At 66.2% G+C, this 20,348-nt stretch carries 25 protein-coding genes and 1 tRNA gene; 1 reads left to right on the top strand and 25 read right to left on the bottom strand.

Annotated features, from left to right (window positions below; all coding sequences use genetic code 11):
* Positions 1-219: 219 nt before the first annotated feature.
* The 9 genes from Talka_RS05845 to Talka_RS05805 all read right to left on the bottom strand — a co-directional run bounded on the left by Talka_RS05845 (position 220) and on the right by Talka_RS05805 (position 6,551).
* A tRNA-Thr gene (locus Talka_RS05845) sits at positions 220-295 on the bottom strand.
* Between the two features lie 32 nt (positions 296-327).
* Positions 328-813, bottom strand: a complete 486-nt coding sequence (locus Talka_RS05840) for a ClpXP protease specificity-enhancing factor (RefSeq protein WP_185970075.1) — start codon at positions 811-813, stop codon at positions 328-330.
* On the bottom strand, positions 813-1,445 hold the full coding sequence (locus tag Talka_RS05835) for a glutathione S-transferase N-terminal domain-containing protein (RefSeq protein WP_425472638.1): 633 nt from the start codon (positions 1,443-1,445) through the stop codon (positions 813-815). The genes Talka_RS05840 and Talka_RS05835 overlap by 1 nt, the downstream gene beginning before the upstream one ends.
* An 87-nt stretch (positions 1,446-1,532) precedes the next feature.
* Complete coding sequence (locus Talka_RS05830) at positions 1,533-2,318, bottom strand: cytochrome c1 (protein WP_143890192.1); 786 nt, start codon at positions 2,316-2,318, stop codon at positions 1,533-1,535.
* A gap of 17 nt (positions 2,319-2,335) precedes the next feature.
* The gene (locus Talka_RS05825) at positions 2,336-3,757 is read right to left on the bottom strand and encodes a cytochrome b (RefSeq protein ID WP_143890169.1); all 1,422 of its coding nucleotides are present in this window, start codon (positions 3,755-3,757) and stop codon (positions 2,336-2,338) included.
* 43 nt (positions 3,758-3,800) lie between these two features.
* Positions 3,801-4,400: a ubiquinol-cytochrome c reductase iron-sulfur subunit gene (gene petA / locus Talka_RS05820; protein ID WP_143890168.1), complete on the bottom strand. Its 600-nt coding sequence runs from the start codon at positions 4,398-4,400 to the stop codon at positions 3,801-3,803.
* Positions 4,401-4,461: 61 nt separating this feature from the next.
* Positions 4,462-5,571, bottom strand: coding sequence for a 4-hydroxythreonine-4-phosphate dehydrogenase PdxA (gene pdxA / locus Talka_RS05815; RefSeq protein WP_143890167.1), 1,110 nt, complete (start codon positions 5,569-5,571; stop codon positions 4,462-4,464).
* A complete protein-coding gene (locus Talka_RS05810; RefSeq protein ID WP_425472637.1) occupies positions 5,568-6,356 on the bottom strand; it encodes a Nif3-like dinuclear metal center hexameric protein in 789 nt (262 codons plus the stop codon). The genes pdxA and Talka_RS05810 overlap by 4 nt, the downstream gene beginning before the upstream one ends.
* A 51-nt stretch (positions 6,357-6,407) precedes the next feature.
* On the bottom strand, positions 6,408-6,551 hold the full coding sequence (locus tag Talka_RS05805; protein WP_185970079.1) for a DUF3149 domain-containing protein: 144 nt from the start codon (positions 6,549-6,551) through the stop codon (positions 6,408-6,410).
* Between the two features lie 129 nt (positions 6,552-6,680).
* Here Talka_RS05805 and Talka_RS05800 point away from each other — a divergent pair, with 129 nt between their 5' ends.
* A complete protein-coding gene (locus tag Talka_RS05800) occupies positions 6,681-7,829 on the top strand; it encodes a S1C family serine protease (RefSeq protein WP_143890189.1) in 1,149 nt (382 codons plus the stop codon).
* A gap of 62 nt (positions 7,830-7,891) precedes the next feature.
* Here the strand turns inward: Talka_RS05800 and Talka_RS05795 are convergent, their stop codons facing one another.
* The 16 genes from Talka_RS05795 to murA form a co-directional block, all read right to left on the bottom strand.
* Positions 7,892-9,508 carry an ATP-binding protein gene (locus tag Talka_RS05795; protein WP_143890166.1) on the bottom strand — a complete coding sequence of 539 codons (1,617 nt, stop codon included), beginning with the start codon at positions 9,506-9,508 and terminating at the stop codon, positions 7,892-7,894.
* Positions 9,509-9,529: 21 nt separating this feature from the next.
* Positions 9,530-10,330: a twin-arginine translocase subunit TatC gene (tatC, locus tag Talka_RS05790; protein ID WP_143890165.1), complete on the bottom strand. Its 801-nt coding sequence runs from the start codon at positions 10,328-10,330 to the stop codon at positions 9,530-9,532.
* Positions 10,331-10,333: 3 nt separating this feature from the next.
* Positions 10,334-10,843: a Sec-independent protein translocase protein TatB gene (gene tatB / locus Talka_RS05785; RefSeq protein WP_143890164.1), complete on the bottom strand. Its 510-nt coding sequence runs from the start codon at positions 10,841-10,843 to the stop codon at positions 10,334-10,336.
* Positions 10,844-10,915: 72 nt separating this feature from the next.
* Positions 10,916-11,164, bottom strand: a complete 249-nt coding sequence (gene tatA / locus Talka_RS05780) for a Sec-independent protein translocase subunit TatA (protein WP_143890163.1) — start codon at positions 11,162-11,164, stop codon at positions 10,916-10,918.
* A gap of 176 nt (positions 11,165-11,340) precedes the next feature.
* Positions 11,341-11,700, bottom strand: coding sequence for a histidine triad nucleotide-binding protein (locus tag Talka_RS05775; RefSeq protein WP_143890162.1), 360 nt, complete (start codon positions 11,698-11,700; stop codon positions 11,341-11,343).
* Between the two features lie 20 nt (positions 11,701-11,720).
* Complete coding sequence (locus Talka_RS05770) at positions 11,721-12,101, bottom strand: DUF4870 family protein (protein ID WP_185970074.1); 381 nt, start codon at positions 12,099-12,101, stop codon at positions 11,721-11,723.
* Complete coding sequence (locus tag Talka_RS05765; RefSeq protein WP_143890161.1) at positions 12,098-12,517, bottom strand: phosphoribosyl-ATP diphosphatase; 420 nt, start codon at positions 12,515-12,517, stop codon at positions 12,098-12,100. Before Talka_RS05765 ends, Talka_RS05770 begins: the two co-directional genes overlap by 4 nt.
* Before the next feature lie 11 nt (positions 12,518-12,528).
* Entirely contained in the window at positions 12,529-12,924 is a 396-nt protein-coding gene (gene hisI, locus Talka_RS05760) for a phosphoribosyl-AMP cyclohydrolase (protein ID WP_143890160.1), read from the bottom strand.
* Between the two features lie 51 nt (positions 12,925-12,975).
* The gene (gene hisF, locus Talka_RS05755) at positions 12,976-13,776 is read right to left on the bottom strand and encodes an imidazole glycerol phosphate synthase subunit HisF (protein WP_143890187.1); all 801 of its coding nucleotides are present in this window, start codon (positions 13,774-13,776) and stop codon (positions 12,976-12,978) included.
* 19 nt (positions 13,777-13,795) lie between these two features.
* A complete protein-coding gene (hisA, locus tag Talka_RS05750) occupies positions 13,796-14,536 on the bottom strand; it encodes a 1-(5-phosphoribosyl)-5-[(5-phosphoribosylamino)methylideneamino]imidazole-4-carboxamide isomerase (RefSeq protein WP_143890159.1) in 741 nt (246 codons plus the stop codon).
* 34 nt (positions 14,537-14,570) lie between these two features.
* Positions 14,571-15,263: an imidazole glycerol phosphate synthase subunit HisH gene (gene hisH / locus Talka_RS05745; protein WP_425472635.1), complete on the bottom strand. Its 693-nt coding sequence runs from the start codon at positions 15,261-15,263 to the stop codon at positions 14,571-14,573.
* Positions 15,264-15,285: 22 nt separating this feature from the next.
* On the bottom strand, positions 15,286-15,903 hold the full coding sequence (hisB, locus tag Talka_RS05740) for an imidazoleglycerol-phosphate dehydratase HisB (RefSeq protein ID WP_143890158.1): 618 nt from the start codon (positions 15,901-15,903) through the stop codon (positions 15,286-15,288).
* Complete coding sequence (hisC, locus tag Talka_RS05735) at positions 15,900-16,997, bottom strand: histidinol-phosphate transaminase (RefSeq protein ID WP_143890157.1); 1,098 nt, start codon at positions 16,995-16,997, stop codon at positions 15,900-15,902. Before hisC ends, hisB begins: the two co-directional genes overlap by 4 nt.
* A complete protein-coding gene (gene hisD, locus Talka_RS05730; protein WP_143890156.1) occupies positions 16,994-18,325 on the bottom strand; it encodes a histidinol dehydrogenase in 1,332 nt (443 codons plus the stop codon). The genes hisC and hisD overlap by 4 nt, the downstream gene beginning before the upstream one ends.
* Before the next feature lie 61 nt (positions 18,326-18,386).
* A complete protein-coding gene (gene hisG, locus Talka_RS05725) occupies positions 18,387-19,073 on the bottom strand; it encodes an ATP phosphoribosyltransferase (RefSeq protein WP_143890155.1) in 687 nt (228 codons plus the stop codon).
* Positions 19,070-20,344, bottom strand: a complete 1,275-nt coding sequence (murA, locus tag Talka_RS05720; protein ID WP_143890154.1) for a UDP-N-acetylglucosamine 1-carboxyvinyltransferase — start codon at positions 20,342-20,344, stop codon at positions 19,070-19,072. Before murA ends, hisG begins: the two co-directional genes overlap by 4 nt.
* Between the last annotated feature and the right edge of the window lie 4 nt (positions 20,345-20,348).

Genomic DNA, 20,348 nt, shown 5'->3' with positions numbered 1-20,348 from the left:
ACTCACATTGCCCAGCGCCTGCGCCAGCTCCAGCACCGACAGCCGCTGCTGCGCCAGCTTCAGCTCCGCGTTCGTCCTTCTCTCCTTTCGTCGATCCGTTATGTCAGGAAAGAAGGTTTAGAGTACACTAACAGAACCCTAAGCGCTACGCGTCAGGAAGAGGGCCTCAATCCGCGAACGCTTCTCCGAACTGCGCGCAGATTCTCAATCCAACCGACTTGGTGCCGCTTGTCTGACTCGAACAGACGACCTTCCGCTTACAAGGCGGGCGCTCTACCAGCTGAGCTAAAGCGGCAGCCTTACAGGCGCCATTTTACCTGCTGCACCTTATTTCACACGCTTCAGCGCGGGGCGCCCTCCGCGTGGAGGCGGCGGGGAGGGCGTCTCGTCGGAAGATTCGCCCCTTGAGTCCTCTTCACCCTCATCTCGATCATGCACCACTTGCAGCGCAGGGCGTCGCCCGGCCGCAGTGGCCTCATCCTCGTTTTGCTCGGGGTCCGGATGAGGAAATGCCATGCCTTGGCCGTTCTCTCGCGCGTAAATGCCAATGACATGATCAATCGGGATCACCACTTCGCGCGCCACGCCCCCAAAACGGGCTTTGAACGTTAACTCCTGGTTGTCGATGCGCAAATTAGCCGTCGCTTCATAGCTGATGTTCAGCACAATTTGCCCATCGCGCACGTATTCCAGCGGCACTTGCACGCGGCGATCGACCGCGACCACCAGATACGGGGTCAGCCCATGGTCGGTGCACCACTCGTGCACCGCCCGCAGCAGGTAGGGCCGCATAGAGGGCGAATCGGCATCCATCACTTGCGCATCACCTTCTCGGACGGCGTCAGCGCTTCGATATAGGCTGGCCGCGAAAAAATGCGCTCCGCGTATTTTAACAAAGGCGCGGCATTGCGATTAAGTTCAATGCCGTAATGATCAAGCCGCCACAGCAGCGGCGCAATCGCCACATCCAGCATGGAAAAGTTATCGCCCAACATATATTTGTTCTTCAAAAATACCGGTGCCAGCTGTGTGAGTCGCTCGCGAATATGAGCCCGCGCTTTTTCCAGCTGTTTTTCGGTCGGCTTGGGCGTACGTTGCTCCAAAACCGAAACATGCGTGAACAATTCTTTTTCAAAGTTCAGCAAAAACAGCCGAACCCGGGCGCGATCGACCGGATCCCCCGGCATCAGCTGAGGATGAGGAAAGCGCTCGTCAATGTATTCATTGATGATATTGGACTCATAGAGGATCAAATCCCGCTCCACCAGGATCGGAACCTGCCCATAGGGGTTCATCACTGAAATATCCTCGGGCTTATTGTAAAGATCCACATCACGGATTTCAAAATCCATGCCCTTTTCGAACAGCACGAAACGGCAGCGATGTGAAAACGGGCAGGTGGTGCCCGAATACAAAACCATCATGACGTCGTCGCTCCACTCCACGAAAAGCAAAAGCAGTGGGAGGCGGCTGCAGGCCTGCGCTCCCACTGCACGACCGGGCCGCCATCGGCGCGACCCAGCAGATGGGGATTATCGGACGTCTTTCCAATAGGCCGCGTTGAGTCGCCACGCGATGACCGCAAACACGCCCAGGAAGATCATCACCCACACCCCGAGCCGGATTCGATGGTTCTTGACTGGCTCGCCCATCCACTCCAGATAAGCCACCAAATCGGCCACCAGTCGATCATACTCGGCCTCCGACAGCTGCCCCGGCTTGACCACCTCCCAGCCGCGGAACACCTCGGTCTCGTGTCCAGGACTGCCAACTTTTTCAAAGATCGGCTTGCGCTCCCCCTGCAATTCCCACAACGGATGCGGCATGCCAATGTTATGAAAGACGACGTTGTTCCATCCTGTGGGACGGTTCGGGTCGCGGTAGTAGCCTCGCAGCAAAGTGTAGAGATAGTCCGTGCCGCTGTAGCTTTGGCTGGCCCGCGAACGCGCGATCAGTGACAGGTCGGGGGGCTGCGCGCCAAACCACGCCTTGGCTTGCTGCGGCGAGATCGCAGCAATCATCTGATCTCCCACTTTGTCGGTGGTGAACATCAAATTTTCTTTAATTTGCTTTTCTGTCAGGCCAAGCTCGGTGAGGCGGTTGTAACGCACGAACGAAGCCGAATGGCAGCTGAGGCAGTAATTGACGAAGATCTTGGCCCCATGCTGCAACGCGGCTTGGTCGTTGCTCAGACGCGGAGCCTTGTCCATCGGAAAACCGGTTCCGGCCGCCTGCACCGGTGCGGAGACCAACAGCAGCATGGCCAACGCCGCCACCCCGTTTGCCAACCAACGCTTCATTGCTATCCCTTTCTTCATCACGGGGCTTGCAAGCCTCAGTGCGGACGGAAGGTCACGCGGGCCGGCACCGGCTTGAACTCGCCGATGCGGCTCCACCACGGCATCAACAGGAAGAAGCCGAAATAAAACAGCGTGCCGATCTGCGAGATGCGCTCACCCAACGGCGACGGCGGCAACACACCCAAATACCCGAGCACCAAAAAGTTGACGACGAACAAGCCGTAGAGCCATTTATTCCACGACGGCCGGTAACGAATCGATTTCACCGGACTCCTGTCGAGCCAGGGCAAGAAAAACAGAATAATCACCGCACCGCCCATCACGACCACGCCCCAAAATTTGGCGTCGATCGTCAGCATCAACGCCGACAGCGCCAGCGCACCCGCAAGAATGCCGAGCTTGCCCAGCGCCCCGGCACTGGACTTCAGCGCCGCCAAGATCGCGGCAATCCAAAGCACCGCCACCAGCACCACCATCATTTCGCTGGTGGTGGCCCGCAGCATGGAATAAAACGGCGTGAAGTACCAAACTGGCGCGATGTGGGGTGGCGTAACCATCGGGTCAGCCGGGATGAAGTTGTTGAACTCAAGGAAATAACCGCCAGCTTCCGGCGCGAAGAAGACGATCGCCGAAAACACCAGCAAGAACACCGCCACGCCAAGAATATCGTGGATTGTGTAGTATGGATGGAAAGGGATGCCATCCAATGGCTTACCGTCGGGGCCTTTGGTGGCCTTGATTTCGATGCCATCCGGGTTGTTGGAACCCACTTCGTGCAACGCAATGATGTGCGCCACCACCAAGCCCAACAAAACCAGCGGAATGGCAATCACGTGAAAGCTAAAGAAGCGATTCAGCGTCGCATCCGACACCACATAGTCGCCGCGGATCCAGATGGCCAAATCCGGCCCGATGAAGGGGATCGCCGAGAACAGGTTGACGATCACCTGCGCCCCCCAATAGGACATCTGCCCCCAGGGCAGCAGGTAGCCAAAAAAGGCCTCCGCCATCAGGCACAAAAAGATTGCCACGCCAAAAATCCACACCAATTCACGCGGCTTGCGGTAAGACCCATAAATCAACCCGCGCCACATGTGCAGATAGACCACGATGAAGAAGGCCGATGCGCCGGTGGAGTGCATGTAGCGAATCAGCCAACCCCACGGCACGTCGCGCATGATGTATTCAACCGAGGCAAAAGCCACTGGCACCCCCGCGGCGTTGAGCGACGCGTCAGGCTTGTAGTGCATGACCAAAAAAATGCCGGTGACGATTTGAATCACCAGCACCAGCATGGCCAGCGAGCCGAAGAAATACCATACGTTGAAATTCTTCGGCGCGTAGTATTCCGACATATGCTCTCGATACATTTTCGAGAGCGGAAAGCGGTTGTCGATCCAGGTGAGCAGCTTTTGGCCAGCAGTGGCGTGAGCCGGAGCTTCCTTGAATTCAGCCATGATCGATCCCTCGTGCGCGGGCGTGGGGTGTCTCAAGGGGTTCTCAAGCCTTGGGCGGATCCTCGCCGATCAGCACCACGGTGTCGGAGAGGTAGCGATGCGGCGGCACCTCCAGGTTATCGGGCGCCGGCTTGTTTTTGAACACGCGGCCCGCCATGTCAAACGTGGAGCCGTGGCACGGGCACAGAAAACCGCCTTGCCAGTCGTCAGGCAAAGACGGCTGCGGACCCGGCTGCAGCTTGTCCACCGGCGAGCAACCCAAGTGCGTGCAAATCCCAACCACCACCAGGTATTCCGGCTTGATCGAGCGGTAGCGGTTTTTGGCGTATTCGGGCGTCGGGTAGGCTTTGCGCTCCGAGTTGGGATCGGCGAGCTGGTCTTCGACTTTTTCCAGCGTGGCCAACTGCTCCGGGGTGCGCCGCATGATCCACACCGGCTTGCCGCGCCACTCGACGACGACTTTTTCCCCCGGCTGCAGCTTGGAGACGTCCACCTCCACCGAAGCGCCCGCCGCTTTGGCACGCTCGGAGGGAGCCAGCGAACTCAGAAACGGCACCGCCACGGCTACTGCCCCGGCGCCCCCCACGGCAGCCGAGGTGATGAGCCAAGTTCGACGTTCGGGATCCACGGTGGCTTCGCTCATGGGGAATTCTCCATCGGCAGGGCGCAGTCCAGCGGTTACGCGCCGGTTACGCGCCCACAAATCACGGGCATTGTAAGGGAAGGTGAGGAGGCGTTTCAGGACGTGACGCTGCCAGGGGGACAGATGGGGCATGGCGGCCCGACGCCAACGCCTGCCAAGCCGCCTGCACCGCCGCCTCCATGCTGGCTGGATCGGCGCAACCCCGCCCGGCAATGTCAAACGCGGTGCCGTGGTCGGGGCTGGTGCGAACGAAGGGCAGGCCCAGCGTGGAGTTCACCCCGTCGGCCAAGCCGGTGCTTTTGATCGCAATGAGACCTTGGTCGTGGTATTGTGCGACCACGACGTCGAATTCGCCTTGCCGGGCGCGCCAAAACACCGTATCAGCTGGCAAAGGGCCGTGCACGTCCATCCCCGCCGCCCGGGCCCGCTCGACGGCGGGCGCGATGATGTCAAGTTCCTCTCGGCCAAGCAACCCGCCTTCGCCGGCATGGGGGTTGAGCCCGGCTACCGCGATGCGGCAGCGCCCCCAGCCCAACACGCGCGTAAAGTGCACGTGTGTTAAGCGCAGGGTCTCGTCCAGACGCTGCCCTGTCACCCAATCGAGCGCCTGGCGCAGCGGCACATGGATGCTGACCAACACGGTTCGCAAATCCCGATTGGACAGCATCATGCGCACCGGCAACTGCTCCACGGGCACGCCCAAGTGGCGCGCCGCCACGGCCTGCAAGAGTTCGGTGTGGCCCGGATAAGGCACCCCGGCTGCCGCCAGCGCGGCCTTGGAAAGCGGCGCGGTGACCACCGCTGCGACCTCGCCTCGTAGGGCTGCTTGCGCGGCGCGTTCCACCGCTTCGGCCGCCGCCCGACCCGCCGCCGCGTTCACCTGCCCCCAAGGGGGCAAGGGCTCGTGCAGCTCCACCACGGGCCAAAGCGGGATGGCTCCAGGAGGCACGTTCGCAGCCTCCAGCGGATCGGCCAGTTCCGCGATGGGCGCTCCCCCCAGCAGTTGGGCGGCGCGGCGCAACGCGGCGCCGGAGCCGATCACCACGCAGCGCTGCGACCAATCGGGGTGGCGCTGGAACAATCGCACAATGATTTCGGGCCCGATGCCGGCTGCGTCCCCCATGGTGAGGGCGATGGGCGCCTGCGTGGTCGCTGCCTGGGTCGCCTTCATGCCGGGTTGTCCACTTCGATGAACTGATGCTCCAGCCCCAAGCGCTCGGCCAGCCAAGCCCCCAACGCAGGGGCGCCGTAGCGCTCGGTGGCGTGGTGGCCGCAGGCGTAAAACGCCACCCCGGTCTCGCGCGCCAGATGGGCTTGCGGCTCGGAAATCTCACCGGTGATGAACGCATCAGCCCCCGCGGCCACCGCCGCCTCGAAATAGCCCTGCGCCCCTCCGCTGCACCACGCCACGCGGCGGATCGGTCGCCCATCTCCAGGCACCCAGATGGGCGCTCGCCCCAGCTTCACACCCAGGTGGGCGGCCAGCGCCGCTGCCTCGCTCAGAGGGCTGCGCCCAAGAAAGCCCAGCTGCTGCTCGCCGAAGCGGGCCCAGGTCTCCGCTTCCGGGACAAAGCCCAGAAGCTGGGCCAACTGGGCGTTGTTGCCCACTTGCGGATGCGCGTCCAGCGGCAGGTGGTAGGCCAGCAAACTGATGTCATGGGCTAACAGGCGCTGCAAGCGCGCCTTCATCCAGCCCGTGACCGTGCCGCGCTGCCCACGCCAAAACAAGCCGTGGTGCACCACGATGGCATCGGCGCCGGCTGCTGCTGCTGCCTCAATCAGTGCAAGACTGGCCGTCACGCCCGACACCACACGCCGCACGCGCGCGCGACCTTCGACCTGCAAGCCGTTGGGGCCGTAATCATGAAAACGCGCGGGCTCAAGCAAATCGTCGGCGGCCTGCACCAACTCCGCCAGCGCGCATCCCCATGCGTCATGTTGTGGACTGCCCATCATGGGCAGGATTGTGACACCATGGCTCGTCTCTGCCCGCTCCTTCGCATCCACTCAGCGGGAGGAACGGTCTGATGTGGCGTTGACTTTCTGGGTGAACAAGCGAATAAAAAACGCCCCCATGCCCAACATAAACGCGATGACCCCCAGGCTCATCAGGCCATAATCGGTAGAAAACAGATCGATGATGGCTTTCATGACGACGACCTCCTGGTTAACGCCCACGCGGGCAACGGCTTCATTGAACGCCAACATCGTCGGGCACGCCTTGACCCACATCAACCCCGCAGGCATAGGGGTCTTTGTCTCCTCGATTGCGCCATGAACTTGCGCCGTCTTTGGCTGACCTTCGCGCAAAGCGTGACCGTGCTGCTGGCGGCATGGTTCGTGGTGGCCACGCTCAAGCCGCAATGGCTGGCACGCCCGCCAGCCTGGGTGCGCAGCATCCCCGTGCTGGAAAGCGCCGCCGACGCCCGCAGCCCCACAGTGGAGGCCGCCAGCCTGGCAGCCGCCGCCCGCGCTGCAGCGCCGGCGGTGGTCAGCATCACCACCACGACCCAGACCACCCACCCGCACGCCCAAGACCCTTGGTTTCGCTACTTTTTTGGCGACCGCGCGGATACGGAGCTGCAAACCGGCTTGGGCTCAGGCGTCATCGTCAGCCCCGACGGTTACATCTTGACCAACAACCACGTGGTGGAAGGCGCCGACGAAATCGTGGTGCAGCTCAGCGATGGCCGGCAAGCCACCGCTGCAGTGATCGGCACCGATCCTGACACCGACCTGGCAGTGCTGCGCGTGCAACTGCGCGACTTGCCCGCGATCGTGCTGGGACGCTCCGACGCCCTGCAGGTGGGTGACCGGGTGTTGGCCATCGGCAACCCGTTTGGTGTGGGGCAAACGGTGACCGCCGGCATCGTCAGCGCGCTGGGACGCAGTCAACTTGGGCTCAACACCTTTGAAAACTTCATTCAAACGGATGCGGCCATCAATCCCGGCAATTCGGGCGGCGCGCTCGTGGATGCGGAAGGCCGCCTGATCGGCATCAACACCGCCATCTACTCGCGCTCGGGCGGCTCCATGGGCATCGGCTTTGCCATCCCGATTGCCACCGCCCGCGACGTCATGGAAGCGATCGTGCGCAATGGCCGCGTCACGCGCGGCTGGATCGGCGTCGAGCCCCGACCGCTGGAGCCTGAGTGGGCCGAACACCTCGGCCTGCCGCGCGAGGTGCGCGGCGTGGTGGTTGCCGGGGTGCTGCAAGATGGGCCTGCGGCGCGAGCGGGCATCGAGCCAGGGGATGTCATCTCCAAAGTGGGCGATGTGTCGGTCGCCGACGTGCCGGGACTGCTGGGCGCGGTCGCAGCGCTCAAGCCCGGCCAACCTGTGACGCTTCAAGTTTGGCGGCAGGGCCGCGAGCGCACAGTCCGGGTTGTTCCTGGACAACGTCCTTCATCGCAAGAGCTGGCCCGATAGCCGTGGCGTTTGCCCGGCAGCGCGGTCTCCATCGGCACCACGGCAAAATGGGCGGTGCGTTTCTAACCGCGCACCACCTCCCACCCGACGATCTGGCGCTTCGTGGGGCTGAACTCCACGCCGAGTTCGATCACCTCGTGGATGCCCGGCGCGCCGCGGTGCTTGGCGGCGTAGTCGCGGGCCTTGAGCTGGCGCATCGCCTCGCCGGTGGGGGCGTCACCATCGATGACCTTGAACTCGATCACCCACGCGCGGCCCGCATGGCGGATGACGAGGTCGCACTGGCCCGGGTTGGAGACTTCCTCCGGCACGATGTCGAGCCCGAGGCTGGCCAAGTGGCTGTAGAAGACGCTGGCGTAGTAGCCCTCATACTGGGCGATGGGGTTGGCGCGCACCCAATCGTGCGGGATGCTGGCGTAAAGACGCTCGAAGTGCGCGCGCAGGCCATCGGTGTCGGCCTGCAGCAGCATCTGATAAAGCGCGCGCGGCTGCAGCAACTGGCGCTGCTCGGCCGGGTACCAGCCGAAGTAGAGCAACGCGCGATTGAGCGCGCCGCGCACTTCGCGGTTCGGCACGCCGAGTTCATAGCTCAGCAGCCCGCCGCAGTTTTCCACGCGCTGGATTGTCAAGTAGCCGGTCTGCCACAGCATCGCCTCCACGGCGATGTCGTCCACATCGAAGGCCGACAGCAAATCCTCTTCCGCGAGCAAGCGCTCCAGCCGCGGCGTGAAAAAACCCTTGCCGCGCAGCCAGTGCACCAGAAACGTCGGCGTGCCGGTCTCAAACCAGTGCGCGCGGAATTGCCGCTCGGCCAGCAGCAGCAAGACGTCAAAGGGGTTGTAAACGCTCACCGGGCCCCAGCGGTAGCCGTTGTACCAGCGCCGGATCTCCTCGCGGTCCAGTGCCTGGCCTTCCGCCGCGGCGGCCTCGAGCTCCGGCGCGAAGACGGTGTCGATATCCTCCTCGGTGTAGCCGCAGAGCGTGCCGTATTCGGGCGACAGCGTGATGTCGCGCAGGTTGTTGAGGCCCGAGAAGATGGAGACCTTGCTGAATTTGGACACGCCGGTCAGCAGCACGAAGCGCAGGTCGGCGTCTCTTCCCTTGATGACGCTGTAGAGGTTTCTCAAGCCCTCGCGCATGGCGCGGGCGATCTCAGGGGCTTCGAGGTTGTCGAGGATGGGCTTGTCGTATTCATCGACCAGAACCACGGCCTGGCGGTGGTGGGTCTCAGCGGCGCGGGTGATGAGCTCGGCGAAGCTGCCGGGGATGTCGTCGGGGTCTTCCAGCGCGACGCCCAACCGCTGCGCCTGCTCGCGCAGCTGGCGGCGGATGTGGCGGTCAAGCTCGTTGCGCTTTTCCAGACGGCCTTCGGCAAAGCTTAAGCGAATCACGGGGTGGGGCTTGGCCCAGTCCCAGTGGTCGGCAAGGAAGAGCTTGTCGCGCGGCGCCGTGCCATCGGCGCCGTCGTGCGCGTCGAACAGCTGCCGCTTGCCCTCGAAGGCGCAGGCGATCGTGTCCAGCAGCAGGCTCTTGCCGAAGCGGCGCGGGCGGGACAAGAAATACGCCCCGCCTTGATCCGCCAGCCGCGCGATCAGCGGGGTTTTGTCCACGTAGTAGTGCCCCTCCAGACGGATCTTGGCGAAGGTCTGGATGCCGATCGGCAGTTTGCGGCGAGCCATAAGCATGGGCAGCCACCCTGCCTACTCAACCGAGGAAACACCCGATTGCTCATCGTCCGGCGCCCGGCTGACGCGGGCAAACCAGCGCGCCCCCCAAATGCCTAACTCATAGAGGAGGCACATCGGCACGGCCAGAGCGATTTGCGAGATCACATCAGGCGGAGTGACAACCGCCGCGATCACAAACGCGATCACGATGAAGTAGCCGCGAAAGCTTTTGAGCTTGTCGATGCTGACCATGTCAAAGCGCACCAGCAGCATCACGACCACCGGTACCTGAAAAGCCAGACCGAACGCCAGATACAAAGAAAGGATGGCTTCCACATACGAAGCAATATCGGGCGTGGCGTTGACGCTGGCCGGCGTGACGCCCTGGATGAAGGCGAACATTTTGTCCAGCACAAAAAACTGGACAAAGGCTATGCCAAGGTAGGCCAGCGCGCTGCCGATCACGATCAGCGGCAGCGCAAAGCGCTTTTCATGGCTGTAAAGGCCCGGAGCCACAAACGCCCAGATTTGATAAATGACCCAAGGCAGCGCTAGCAAAAGCCCGGCCATCATCAGCACTTTCAGCGGCACAAAGAACGGCGTGAACACCCCCACCGCAATCAGGCGCGCATCCGGCGGCATGTGGGCGCGGATCGGCGTGGCAATGAAATCAATGAGCCCGCTGGGGCCTGGCCAAATGGCCAGCACTGCCATAGCCGCACCGATGCCGTAGAGCGCGTAGAGGATGCGGTCGCGCAGCTCCATCAGGTGCGCGACGAACGGCTGCTCGGTGCCAGCCAACTCGTCATCTTTCGGATCGCGAGGGTCGGCCATGAATCAGCGCGGCAGGTTTTTGGGACGGTAGCGCGCCACCCGCGCCGCGCCGGACAGCGCATGGCGACGGATACCCGAACGCGCCTTGAACCATTGCGGCACGGCTTGGCGCTGGAGACGAAAGCTTTTCTTTTTGCGAACCGGGGTCGCACGAGGTTGCAGTGGCGTGCCCAACGATGCCCACGCTGGGGGATCATCGGGTGTGGATGCGCTGCTGGAGCGGCCATCCAGCCCCGCCGTGACCTCGGCCCACTCGCGCTCGAAGTCGGCAGCGGTGGCGCTGACCTGGGTCTCCACTTCGCGCGCGGTTTTTTCCACGGTTTCTTTCATCCGCTTCAGCTCTTCGAGCTCGATGGTGCGGTTGACCTCCGCCTTGACCTCGGCCACATAACGCTGGGCGCGCCCAAGCAGCGCCCCAACGGTGCGGGCCACGCGCGGCAGCTTCTCCGGGCCAATGACCACCAGCGCCACAACCCCAATCAGCGCGAGCTTGGAAATACCCAGGTCGATCATGACAAAGCGACTTCGCCTCGCTGAACACGTCGCGCAGCGGGACGATGGCTTGGCTGCGTCAGAGCGGGACGGTTACGACTTGGTCTTGGCTTCGACATCGATGGTGGCTTTGTCAGCCGAGGCTTTGTCTGCCGTTACTTGCGGCGCGGCGCTGGTGTTGGCCGCCGAGTCGGACGAGCCCGTCCCGTGCGCCATGCCGTCTTTGAAGCCCTTGACGGCGGCTCCAAGATCAGAGCCCAAGTTTTTGAGCTTTTTGGTGCCGAACACCAACACCACGATCAGCAGCACCACCAGCCAGTGCCAAATCGAAAAGCTACCCATGACTGTCTCCACAATGTCGGGGCCGCCTGACCCCAGCGGCCTCGATCCTTTCGAGGCCCGAAAACCCGCAGTGGTTTCTTTTAAAACCCTCAGTGGTTTCTTTTAAAACCCGCAGTGGTTTCTCTCGGCCACCCGGCCCGAGGTTGGCATTGTGCCGCAAAGCGCGCCGGCGCGCCTCAGCCCTTGCGCCACGGACGCGGGCCGCCGATGACGTGCACGTGCAGGTGGTGCACCTCCTGCCCGCCGTGCTCGCCGGTGTTGCAGACGATGCGAAAGCCCCCCTGCGGGTACGGCAGGCAGCCCTGCTCCAGCGCCAGCCGTGGCGCCAGCACCATCAGGCGACCCATCAGGCGCTCGTGCTCGGGGGTGAGCTGCGCCATCGACGGGATGTGGGCCTTCGGCACGATCAGGAAGTGCACCGGCGCCCACGGGTTGATGTCGTGGAAGGCCAGCAGCTCCTCATCTTCATACACCTTGCGACATGGAACCTGGCCGGCGACGATCTTGCAAAAGATGCAGTTGGGGTCGTGCAACATGGCGAGACGGGCCGCCGGGCTCAGACCGGCAGCGGCTTGCGATCGTTCCAATACAGAAAACCTTTGACCAGACGATACACCGTCCAAATGAAGGCCGCGACCAGGATCACAAAGCCCACGCCGATCACGGCGGTCAACGCGCCCAGCACCGCCCACAGCAGCCCCCACCAGAAGGTGCGGATCTGCCAAGTGAAATGGCTTTCGTAAAGCGTGCCAGCGACGTCGGCGCGTTTGACGTAGTTCACAATGATGGCAACCAACGCGGTGATGCCCACAAGCCAAGACAGCGCATACAGCACATAGACCACCAACGTCAGCTGTCGCAAGCTGGCCAGGCGTTCGGCATCGGCGGCAGGCGGTGCCGGCTGCGTCGGGATTTCCATCGGGGATTGTTCGTTCATTTCGTTCCCTCCTCCATATCGGGCGCGGCAGCCGCGGCTTCGGCCTGCTCGCGCGCGCGCGCCTTGCGCAGCGCCTTCTCCTCCAGGCCCGACAGGCCCTCGCGGCGGGCGAGCTCGGCCACCACGTCGGCCGGCCCGAGGCCAAAGTGCGCCAGCGCAATCAGGCTGTGAAACCAGAGATCGGCCATCTCGCCGACCAGCGCCTGCGCGCTGCCGGCGCCGTGCTGCAGGTCCTTGGCGGCCATGACGACCTCGCCGGCCTCCTCGGCGATCTTCTTCAGGAAGGCGTCCGGCCCCCTGTGCAGCAGGCGCGCGACGTAGCTGCGCTCGGGGTCGCCGCCGGCAGCGGGCTTGCGGCTGTCGATGACAGCAGCCAGGCGCTGCAGCACGTCCTGGGGGGTGTCAGGAAGGGTCATCGGCGGCGCCCTCAGCGGTAGATCGCCTCGGGATCCTTCAACACCGGCTCGACCGCCTCCCAGTGACCGGCGGCGGCGTCCAGCCGCTGGAAGAAGCACGAATGTCGCCCGGTGTGGCAGGCGATGCCGGGTTCGTGGCCGAGCTGCGTGACCTTCAGCAGCACGACGTCGCCGTCGCAGTCGAGCCGGATTTCGTGCACCTGCTGCACGTGGCCGGATTCCTCGCCCTTGAACCAGAGGCGGCCGCGCGAGCGGCTCCAATACACCGCGCGGCCCAGCTCGGCGGTCTTGGCCAACGCCTCGCGGTTCATCCACGCCACCATCAGCACGTCGCCGCTGTCGCGCTCCTGCGCCACCACCGGCACCAGCCCTTGAGCGTCCCAGCGCACTTCGTCAAGCCAGCTCATGACCGCAAGCGTAACACGGTCGGCGCAGCCCGATCGCTTCTTTGCGGCCTTTTAAAGGCGCACCGGGATGCCGGCCTCGGCCAGGCGCCGCTTGGCCTGCGCAATGGTGTAGGCGCCGTAGTGAAAGATGCTGGCCGCCAGCACCGCATCCGCTCCGCCGTCGCGGATGCCCTCGACCAGATGATCCAGCGTGCCGACGCCGCCGGAGGCGATCACCGGCACCTCGACCGCATCGCTGACGGCGCGCGTCAGCGCCAGGTCGAAGCCGGCCTGCGTGCCGTCGCGGTCCATGCTGGTCAGCAGGATCTCGCCGGCGCCGAGCTCGGCGACGCGCCGCGCCCAGGCCACCGCGTCCAGTCCGACGTTCTTGCGCCCGCCGTGCGAATAAACGTCCCAGCCGGGGCCGAGCGGCTGACCGTCCGGCCCGGGGCGGCGCTCCTCCTCGGCGCTGCGGCGCTTGGCGTCGATGGCCACGACGATGCACTGCGAGCCGTACTTGGCCGCGGCGTCGTGCACCACCTGCGGGTTGGCGATCGCGGCGGAGTTGAAGCTGACCTTGTCCGCCCCGGCGTTGAGCAGCCGGCGCACGTCCTCCACGGTGCGCACGCCGCCGCCCACCGTGAGGGGAATGAACACCTGGCTGGCCACCGCCTCGATGATCGGCAGGATCAGGTCGCGCCCGTCACTGGTGGCGGTGATGTCGAGGAAGGTCAGCTCGTCAGCGCCCTGCTCGTTGTAGCGCGCGGCGATCTCCACCGGGTCGCCGGCGTCGCGCAACCCGGCGAAGTTGACGCCCTTGACGACGCGCCCGCCGGTGACGTCCAGACATGGGATGATGCGCTTGGCCAGCATCGCGGTAGGGCTTTGCGGCTTAGGCACTGAGCTCATCGACCAACCGCACGGCGGCGGCGAAGTCGAGCTCGCCGCTGTAGATGGCGCGGCCGCAGATGACGCCCTCGACCCCCTCGGACTCCACCTCGCACAGGCGGCGGATGTCGTCCAGCCCCGACAGCCCGCCGGAGGCGATGACCGGGATCGACAGCGCCTGCGCCAGCCGCACGGTGGCCTCGACGTTGATGCCGGTGAGCATGCCGTCGCGGCCGATGTCGGTGTAGATCACGGCCTCCACCCCGTAGTCCTCGAACTTGCGCGCCAGATCGATGACCTCGTGGCCGGTCAGCTTGCTCCAGCCGTCGGTGGCGACCTTGCCGTCCTTGGCGTCCAGCCCGACGATGATGTGGCCGCCGAACGCCGTGCAGGCGTCCTGCAGGAAGCCGGGGTTCTTCACCGCCGCGGTGCCGATGATGACGTAGCGCAGGCCGGCGTCGAGGTAGCGCTCGATGGTGTCGAGGTCGCGGATGCCGCCGCCCAGCTGCACGTCGACCTCGTCGCCGACCTCGCGCAGGATGGCGCGGATGGCGGCCTCGTTGCGCGGCTTGCCGGCGAAGGCGCCGTTCAGGTCCACCAGGTGCAGGCGCTGCGCACCCTGCTCGACCCAGTGGCGCGCCATCGCGGCTGGGTCGTCGCTGAACACGGTGGATTGCGCCATGTCGCCTTGCTTGAGGCGCACGCACTGGCCGTCTTTCAAATCGATGGCAGGGATCAGCAGCATGGCTTGTCGATCGGAGCGAACGCAAGTGATGGGCTTATGGTTTCCAAAGCAGAAAATTGCGATACAGCGCCAACCCTTGGGCGGCGCTTTTTTCGGGATGGAACTGGGTCGCAAACAAATTGTCGCGCGCCACGGCGCTGGCAAAACGCACGCCGTAGTCGGTCACGCCCGCGGTGTGCGCGGCCTGGGCTGGCAGCGCGTAGTAACTGTGCACGAAATAGAAATAGCTGCCATCGGCGATGCCGGCCCACAACGGGTGCGTCTCAGATTGCTGGCCGTCGGCCGGCTTTAAACGGCGCCAGACGCGGTTCCAGCCCATTTGCGGCACCTTGTAGCGGCTACCGTCGGGCTGGCGCTGCCCCTCCAGGCGGAAGCGCACGACGCGCCCGGGGATCAGACCCAGGCCCGGGGTGTCGCCCTCCTCCGAGTGGTCCAACAGCATCTGCATACCAACGCAAACACCCAGCAATGGTTTGGTGGCCGCGGCGTGCAGCACCGCTTCGCGCAGCCCGCTGCGCTCCAGCTCCGCCATGCAGTCGGGCATCGCACCCTGCCCTGGCAGGACAACGCGGTGGGCGTCGCGCACCGCCTGAGGGCTGGAGGTCACCACCACCTCCACCGATTCGCACGCCAGGGCAGCCTGCCGCACCGCCTGCGCCACCGAGCGCAGGTTGCCCATGCCGTAATCGACCACGGCCACCGTCTCTCGCGCGCCCATTGTTGCCATGCTCACCGGATGCTGCTCAAGCTCAAAGGCTGCCTTTGGTGGAAGGCACCGCGTCCCCCAGCCGGGGGTCGCGCTCCACGGCGGCGCGCAGCGCGCGCGCAAACGCCTTGAAGATCGTCTCGCACTGGTGGTGGGCGTTGTGGCCCTTCAGGTTGTCGATGTGCAGCGTCACCCCGGCGTGGTTGACGAAGCCCTGAAAGAATTCGTGCACCAGCTGGGTGTCGAACTGGCCGATCGTCGCCGCGGTGAAGCGCACGTCCAGATGCAGGCCCGGACGGCCGGAGAAGTCGATCACCACGCGCGACAGGGCCTCGTCCAGCGGCACGTAGGCGTGGCCGTAGCGGCGGATGCCGCGCTTGTCGCCGACCGCGCGCGCCACCGCCTGCCCGAGCGTGATGCCGACGTCCTCCACCGTGTGGTGGCCGTCCACGTGCAGGTCGCCGTCGCACTCGACCTCGAGATCGATCAGCCCGTGGCGCGCGATCTGGTCGAGCATGTGGTCGAAGAAGCCGATGCCGGTGCGCAGGCGGCTGCACCCTGTGCCGTCCAGATTGACGCGCACGCGGATGCGGGTCTCGGCCGTGGTGCGCTGCACGTCCGCGGTGCGGGCGGCAGCGCCGAAGGCAGGATCGGTGGTCATAGCGAGCAAGGCAGCGCGGCCAGCAGCGCGTCGTTTTCCGCCGGGGTGCCGACGGTCAGGCGCAGGCAGCCGGCCAGCAACGGGTGCATTGTAGAAACGTTCTTGACCAGCACGCCGCGCGCGCGCAGCCCGGCAAACGCCTTTGTGGCGTCGGGCACACGCACGAGGATCATGTTGGCCTCGCTCGGGAACGGCTGCACCCCAGGAATGGCGGCCAGCGCCTGCAGCAGCCGCGCGCGCTCGGCGCGGATCGCCGTGGCCTGGCGCGCGTATTCGTCCGCGTGCTCCAGCGCGAACAGCGCCGCCTCGGCGTTGAGGCTGGAGACGTTGTAGGGCGGGCGCACCTTGTCGAGCTCGTGCATGAGCGGCTGGGCGCCGATCAGGTAGCCCAGCCGCACCCCCGCCAAGCCGAACTTGGACAGCGTGCGCATGATCAGCACGTGGCCGTGCGCCTCCGGCTCGGCGCGCCAGACGTCCAGCCAGGTGCGGCTGGCAAACGGCTGGTACGCCTCGTCGATCACCACCAGCCCGCCGAACGAGGCCGCCGTCTCGATGACGCGGCGCACGGCGCCCTCGTCCCACAGGTTGGCGGTAGGGTTGTTCGGGTAGGCCAGGTAGGTGATCGCCGGCCGCTCACGCCGCAGCGCCGCCAGCAGCGCCAGCTCGTCCAGCGCGAAGTCGGGGCTGAGCGGCACGCCGACGAAGCGCAGCCCCTGCAACCGCGCCGACATCTCATACATCACGAAGCCCGGCACCGGCGCCAGGATCGCCGCCCCCGGCACGTCGCACGCCATGGCCAGCAGGCTGATCAGCTCGTCCGAGCCGTTGCCCAGCATCAGCGCCGCGCCGTCGGGCAGGCCGACGAAGCGCGCCAGTGCGGCCTTGAGCTCCTCAATGCGCGGGCCCGGGTAGCGGTTCAGCGCCACCGCGCCGAGGCGCCGGCCCAGCTCCTGCTGCAGCGCCGGCGGCAGGCCGTAGGGGTTTTCCATCGCGTCGAGCTTGATGAGCCCGCGCGCGTCCTGGATCGCGTAGGCGTGCATGCCCTGCACGTCCTGGCGGATGCGCGCCAGCGCCGCCTGCACGCGCGGGTTCATACGCCGGCCTCCAGCCGCAGCTCGGCGGCGCGCGCGTGCGCCTGCAGCCCCTCGCCGTGCGCCAGCACCGAGGCGATGCGACCCAGCCGCTGCGCTCCCGCGGCGCTGACCTCGATCAGGCTGGAGCGCTTCTGGAAGTCCATCACGCCCAGCGGGCTGGAAAAGCGCGCCGTGCCGCTGGTCGGCAGCACGTGGTTGGGCCCGGCGCAGTAGTCGCCCAGGCTCTCGCTGGTGTAGGCGCCAAGGAAGATCGCCCCCGCGTGGCGCAGCCGCGGCTCCCAGCGGCGCGGCTCGCGGCTGGCGATCTCTAGGTGCTCCGGCGCGATGCGGTTGCTCAGCGCACAGGCCTCTTCCATGTCGCGCGTGCGCACCATGAGGCCGCGGCCATTGAGGCTGGCGGCGATGATCGGCGCGCGCGGCAGCGTCGGCAGCAGGCGGTCGATCGCGGCCTGCACCGCGTCGAGGTAGGCGTCGTCCGGACACAGCAGGATGGATTGGGCCAGCTCGTCGTGCTCGGCCTGGCTGAACAAGTCCATCGCCACCCAGTCCGGCGGCGTGCTGCCGTCGGCCAGCACCAGGATCTCGCTCGGGCCGGCGATCATGTCGATGCCGACGGCGCCGAACACGCGCCGCTTGGCCGCCGCCACGTAGGCGTTGCCGGGGCCGGTGATCTTGTCCACGCGCGGGATGGTGGCGGTGCCGTAGGCCAGCGCCGCCACCGCCTGCGCCCCGCCGATGGCGAACGCCCGACTCACCCCGGCCACGTGCGCGGCGGCCAGCACCAGCGGGTTGCGCTCGCCGCGCGGGGTCGGCACCACCATCACGATCTCCGGCACGCCGGCCACGTGCGCCGGGATGGCGTTCATCAGCACGCTGCTGGGGTAGGCGGCCTTGCCGCCCGGCACGTAGATGCCGACGCGGTCCAGCGGCGTGACCTTCTGGCCCAGGCGCGTGCCGTCCTCATCGACGATCTCCCAGCCGCGCCCGCAGGCGTCGAGCTGCGCCTCGTGGTAACGACGGATGCGCGCGGCGGCCTGCTGCAGCGCCTCGCGTTGGGCGGCGGGCAGCGCCTCGAAGGCGGCGCGCAGCACCTCGGGCCCGAGCTCGAGTTCGGCGACGCTCGTCACCTCCAGCTGGTCGAAGCGGCGCGTGCAGTCCAGCACTGCGGCGTCGCCGCGCGCGCGCACGTCGGCCAGGATCTCGGCCACGCGCGCCTCGATCGCGGCGTCGGTGTCGGCGCTCCAGTGCAGGCGCTGGGCGAAGCGCGGCTCGAAGTCGGGCTGGTCGGTGCTGAGGCGCAACGGACGGGCGCGCAGGCTGTCGTTCATGATCGCCATTGTCGCAGAAGGAGCGTCAGGCGCTTGCCGCCTGCATGCATCAGCGCCATGGTCATCGTCCATCGCTCGCCGGGGCGAGCGCCACTGCCAGCGCGTGCAGCAGGGGCCGAATTCTCTCCCCTTTCGCCTTCAGCGCGGTGGGCCGCACCACCAGTCGGGCGGAGATGTCCATGATGCGCTCGACCTCCACCAGCTGGTTGGCCTTGAGCGTGTTGCCGGTGGAGACGAGATCCACGATGGCGTCAGCCAGGCCGGTCAGCGGCGCCAGCTCCATGCTGCCGTAGAGCTTGATCAGATCCACGTGCACGCCCTTGGCGGCGAAGAATTCGCGCGCGATCGCCACATACTTGGTGGCCACGCGCAGCCGCGCGCCCTGACGCACCGCGCGCGCGTAGTCGAAGTCGGCCGGTACCGCCACGCTCATGCGGCAGCGCGCGATGCCCAGATCCAGCGGCTCCAGCAACCCGACGTGCGCCCCGCCCCAGGCGGCGGCGTGCTCGATCAGCGTGTCCTTGCCGCACACGCCCAGGTCGGCGCCGCCGTGCTCGACGTAGGTCGGCACGTCGGTGGCGCGCACCAGCACCACGCGCACCCCGGGCCGGTTGGTCGGCAGGATCAGCCGGCGCGAGGTCTGCGGATCCTCCAGCACCTCGATGCCGGCGGCGCGCAGCAGCGGCAGCGTCTCGTCGAAGATGCGGCCCTTGGAGAGGGCCAGCGTCAGCGTCTCGTTCGGGTTCATGCCAACCTTTCGATGTCGGCGCCGAGCGCGCGCAGCTTGACCTCCATCTGGTCGTAACCGCGATCCAGGTGGTAGATGCGGTCGATGACCGTCTCGCCGTCGGCCACCAGCCCGGCGATGACCAGGCTGGCGGAGGCGCGCAGGTCGGTGGCCATCACCGCCGCGCCGCTTAAGCGCTGGCCGCCCTCGACGAAGGCGGTTCTGCCGTCGATGCGGATGCGCGCGCCCAGCCGCGCCAGCTCCTGCACGTGCATGAAGCGGTTCTCGAAGATCGTCTCGGTGACCGCGCTGGGCCCCTGCGCCACGCAGTTGAGCGCCATGAACTGCGCCTGCATGTCGGTCGGAAAGCCCGGGTACTCGGTGGTGCGAAAGCTCTGCGCCTGCAGCGCCGCGCCGCCCGGCGAGGCCACCGTCAGACCGTCGGCGTCCGCCTCGACCTCCACCCCGGCGGCCAGCAGCTTGTCGATCACCGCATCCAGGTGGTCGGCGCGGCCGTGGCGCAGATGCGCGCGCCCGCCGGCGGCGGCCACCGCGCACAGGAAGGTGCCGGCCTCGATGCGGTCGGCCACCACGTGGTGCTCGGCGCCGCGCAGCGCCGCCACCCCCTGCACGTGGATGCGGCGGGTGCCGTGGCCCTCGATGCGCGCGCCCATCGCGATCAGCAGCTCGGCCAGGTCAACCACCTCCGGTTCCTGCGCGGCGTTTTCCAGCACGGTCTCGCCTTCGGCCAGCGTGGCAGCCATCAGCAGGTTCTCGGTGCCGGTGACGGTAACCATGTCGGTGGTGATGCGCGCGCCGCGCAGCCGGCTGCGCCCGGGCGGCAGGCGCGCCTCGATGTAGCCATGCTCCATGGTGATCTGCGCCCCCATCGCCTGCAGGCCGCGGATGTGCTGGTCCACCGGGCGCGCGCCGATCGCGCAGCCGCCCGGCAGCGACACGCGCGCGCGCCCGCAGCGCGCCAGCAGCGGCCCGAGCACCAGGATCGAGGCGCGCATCGTCTTGACCAGCTCATAAGGCGCCACCGGATCAAGCGGCTCAACCGCCTGCAGCGTCAGGCCGCCGCGCTCGCCATGCGTTTGCACCCGCACGCCGATGCGCTCCAGCAGCGCGCGCATCGTCGCCACGTCGCGCAGGCGCGGCACGTTGCGCAGCGTCAGCGCCTGCTCGGTCAGCAGCGCCGCGCACAGCTGCGGCAGCGCGGCGTTCTTGGCGCCGGAGATCGTCACCTCCCCCTGCAGCGGCCGGCCGCCGCGGATGCGCAGCTTGTCCATCGAC

This window comes from Tepidimonas alkaliphilus (assembly GCF_007556595.1).
Taxonomy (GTDB): domain Bacteria; phylum Pseudomonadota; class Gammaproteobacteria; order Burkholderiales; family Burkholderiaceae_C; genus Tepidimonas; species Tepidimonas alkaliphila.
Note: the sequence above shows the minus strand (reverse complement) of the source record. Positions and strands in the feature narration are given on the sequence as shown.

Coding starts and splice junctions, on each gene's coding strand:
- Talka_RS05840 (WP_185970075.1), bottom strand. CDS start 813: ATGGATGCCGATTCGCCCTCTATGCGGCCCTACCTGCTGCGGGCGGTG.
- Talka_RS05830 (WP_143890192.1), bottom strand. CDS start 2,318: ATGAAGAAAGGGATAGCAATGAAGCGTTGGTTGGCAAACGGGGTGGCG.
- Talka_RS05825 (WP_143890169.1), bottom strand. CDS start 3,757: ATGGCTGAATTCAAGGAAGCTCCGGCTCACGCCACTGCTGGCCAAAAG.
- petA (WP_143890168.1), bottom strand. CDS start 4,400: ATGAGCGAAGCCACCGTGGATCCCGAACGTCGAACTTGGCTCATCACC.
- pdxA (WP_143890167.1), bottom strand. CDS start 5,571: ATGAAGGCGACCCAGGCAGCGACCACGCAGGCGCCCATCGCCCTCACC.
- Talka_RS05810 (WP_425472637.1), bottom strand. CDS start 6,356: ATGATGGGCAGTCCACAACATGACGCATGGGGATGCGCGCTGGCGGAG.
- Talka_RS05805 (WP_185970079.1), bottom strand. CDS start 6,551: ATGAAAGCCATCATCGATCTGTTTTCTACCGATTATGGCCTGATGAGC.
- Talka_RS05795 (WP_143890166.1), bottom strand. CDS start 9,508: ATGGCTCGCCGCAAACTGCCGATCGGCATCCAGACCTTCGCCAAGATC.
- tatC (WP_143890165.1), bottom strand. CDS start 10,330: ATGGCCGACCCTCGCGATCCGAAAGATGACGAGTTGGCTGGCACCGAG.
- tatB (WP_143890164.1), bottom strand. CDS start 10,843: ATGATCGACCTGGGTATTTCCAAGCTCGCGCTGATTGGGGTTGTGGCG.
- tatA (WP_143890163.1), bottom strand. CDS start 11,164: ATGGGTAGCTTTTCGATTTGGCACTGGCTGGTGGTGCTGCTGATCGTG.
- Talka_RS05775 (WP_143890162.1), bottom strand. CDS start 11,700: ATGTTGCACGACCCCAACTGCATCTTTTGCAAGATCGTCGCCGGCCAG.
- Talka_RS05770 (WP_185970074.1), bottom strand. CDS start 12,101: ATGAACGAACAATCCCCGATGGAAATCCCGACGCAGCCGGCACCGCCT.
- Talka_RS05765 (WP_143890161.1), bottom strand. CDS start 12,517: ATGACCCTTCCTGACACCCCCCAGGACGTGCTGCAGCGCCTGGCTGCT.
- hisI (WP_143890160.1), bottom strand. CDS start 12,924: ATGAGCTGGCTTGACGAAGTGCGCTGGGACGCTCAAGGGCTGGTGCCG.
- hisF (WP_143890187.1), bottom strand. CDS start 13,776: ATGCTGGCCAAGCGCATCATCCCATGTCTGGACGTCACCGGCGGGCGC.
- hisA (WP_143890159.1), bottom strand. CDS start 14,536: ATGCTGCTGATCCCTGCCATCGATTTGAAAGACGGCCAGTGCGTGCGC.
- hisH (WP_425472635.1), bottom strand. CDS start 15,263: ATGGCAACAATGGGCGCGCGAGAGACGGTGGCCGTGGTCGATTACGGC.
- hisB (WP_143890158.1), bottom strand. CDS start 15,903: ATGACCACCGATCCTGCCTTCGGCGCTGCCGCCCGCACCGCGGACGTG.
- hisC (WP_143890157.1), bottom strand. CDS start 16,997: ATGAACCCGCGCGTGCAGGCGGCGCTGGCGCGCATCCGCCAGGACGTG.
- hisD (WP_143890156.1), bottom strand. CDS start 18,325: ATGAACGACAGCCTGCGCGCCCGTCCGTTGCGCCTCAGCACCGACCAG.
- hisG (WP_143890155.1), bottom strand. CDS start 19,073: ATGAACCCGAACGAGACGCTGACGCTGGCCCTCTCCAAGGGCCGCATC.
- murA (WP_143890154.1), bottom strand. CDS start 20,344: ATGGACAAGCTGCGCATCCGCGGCGGCCGGCCGCTGCAGGGGGAGGTG.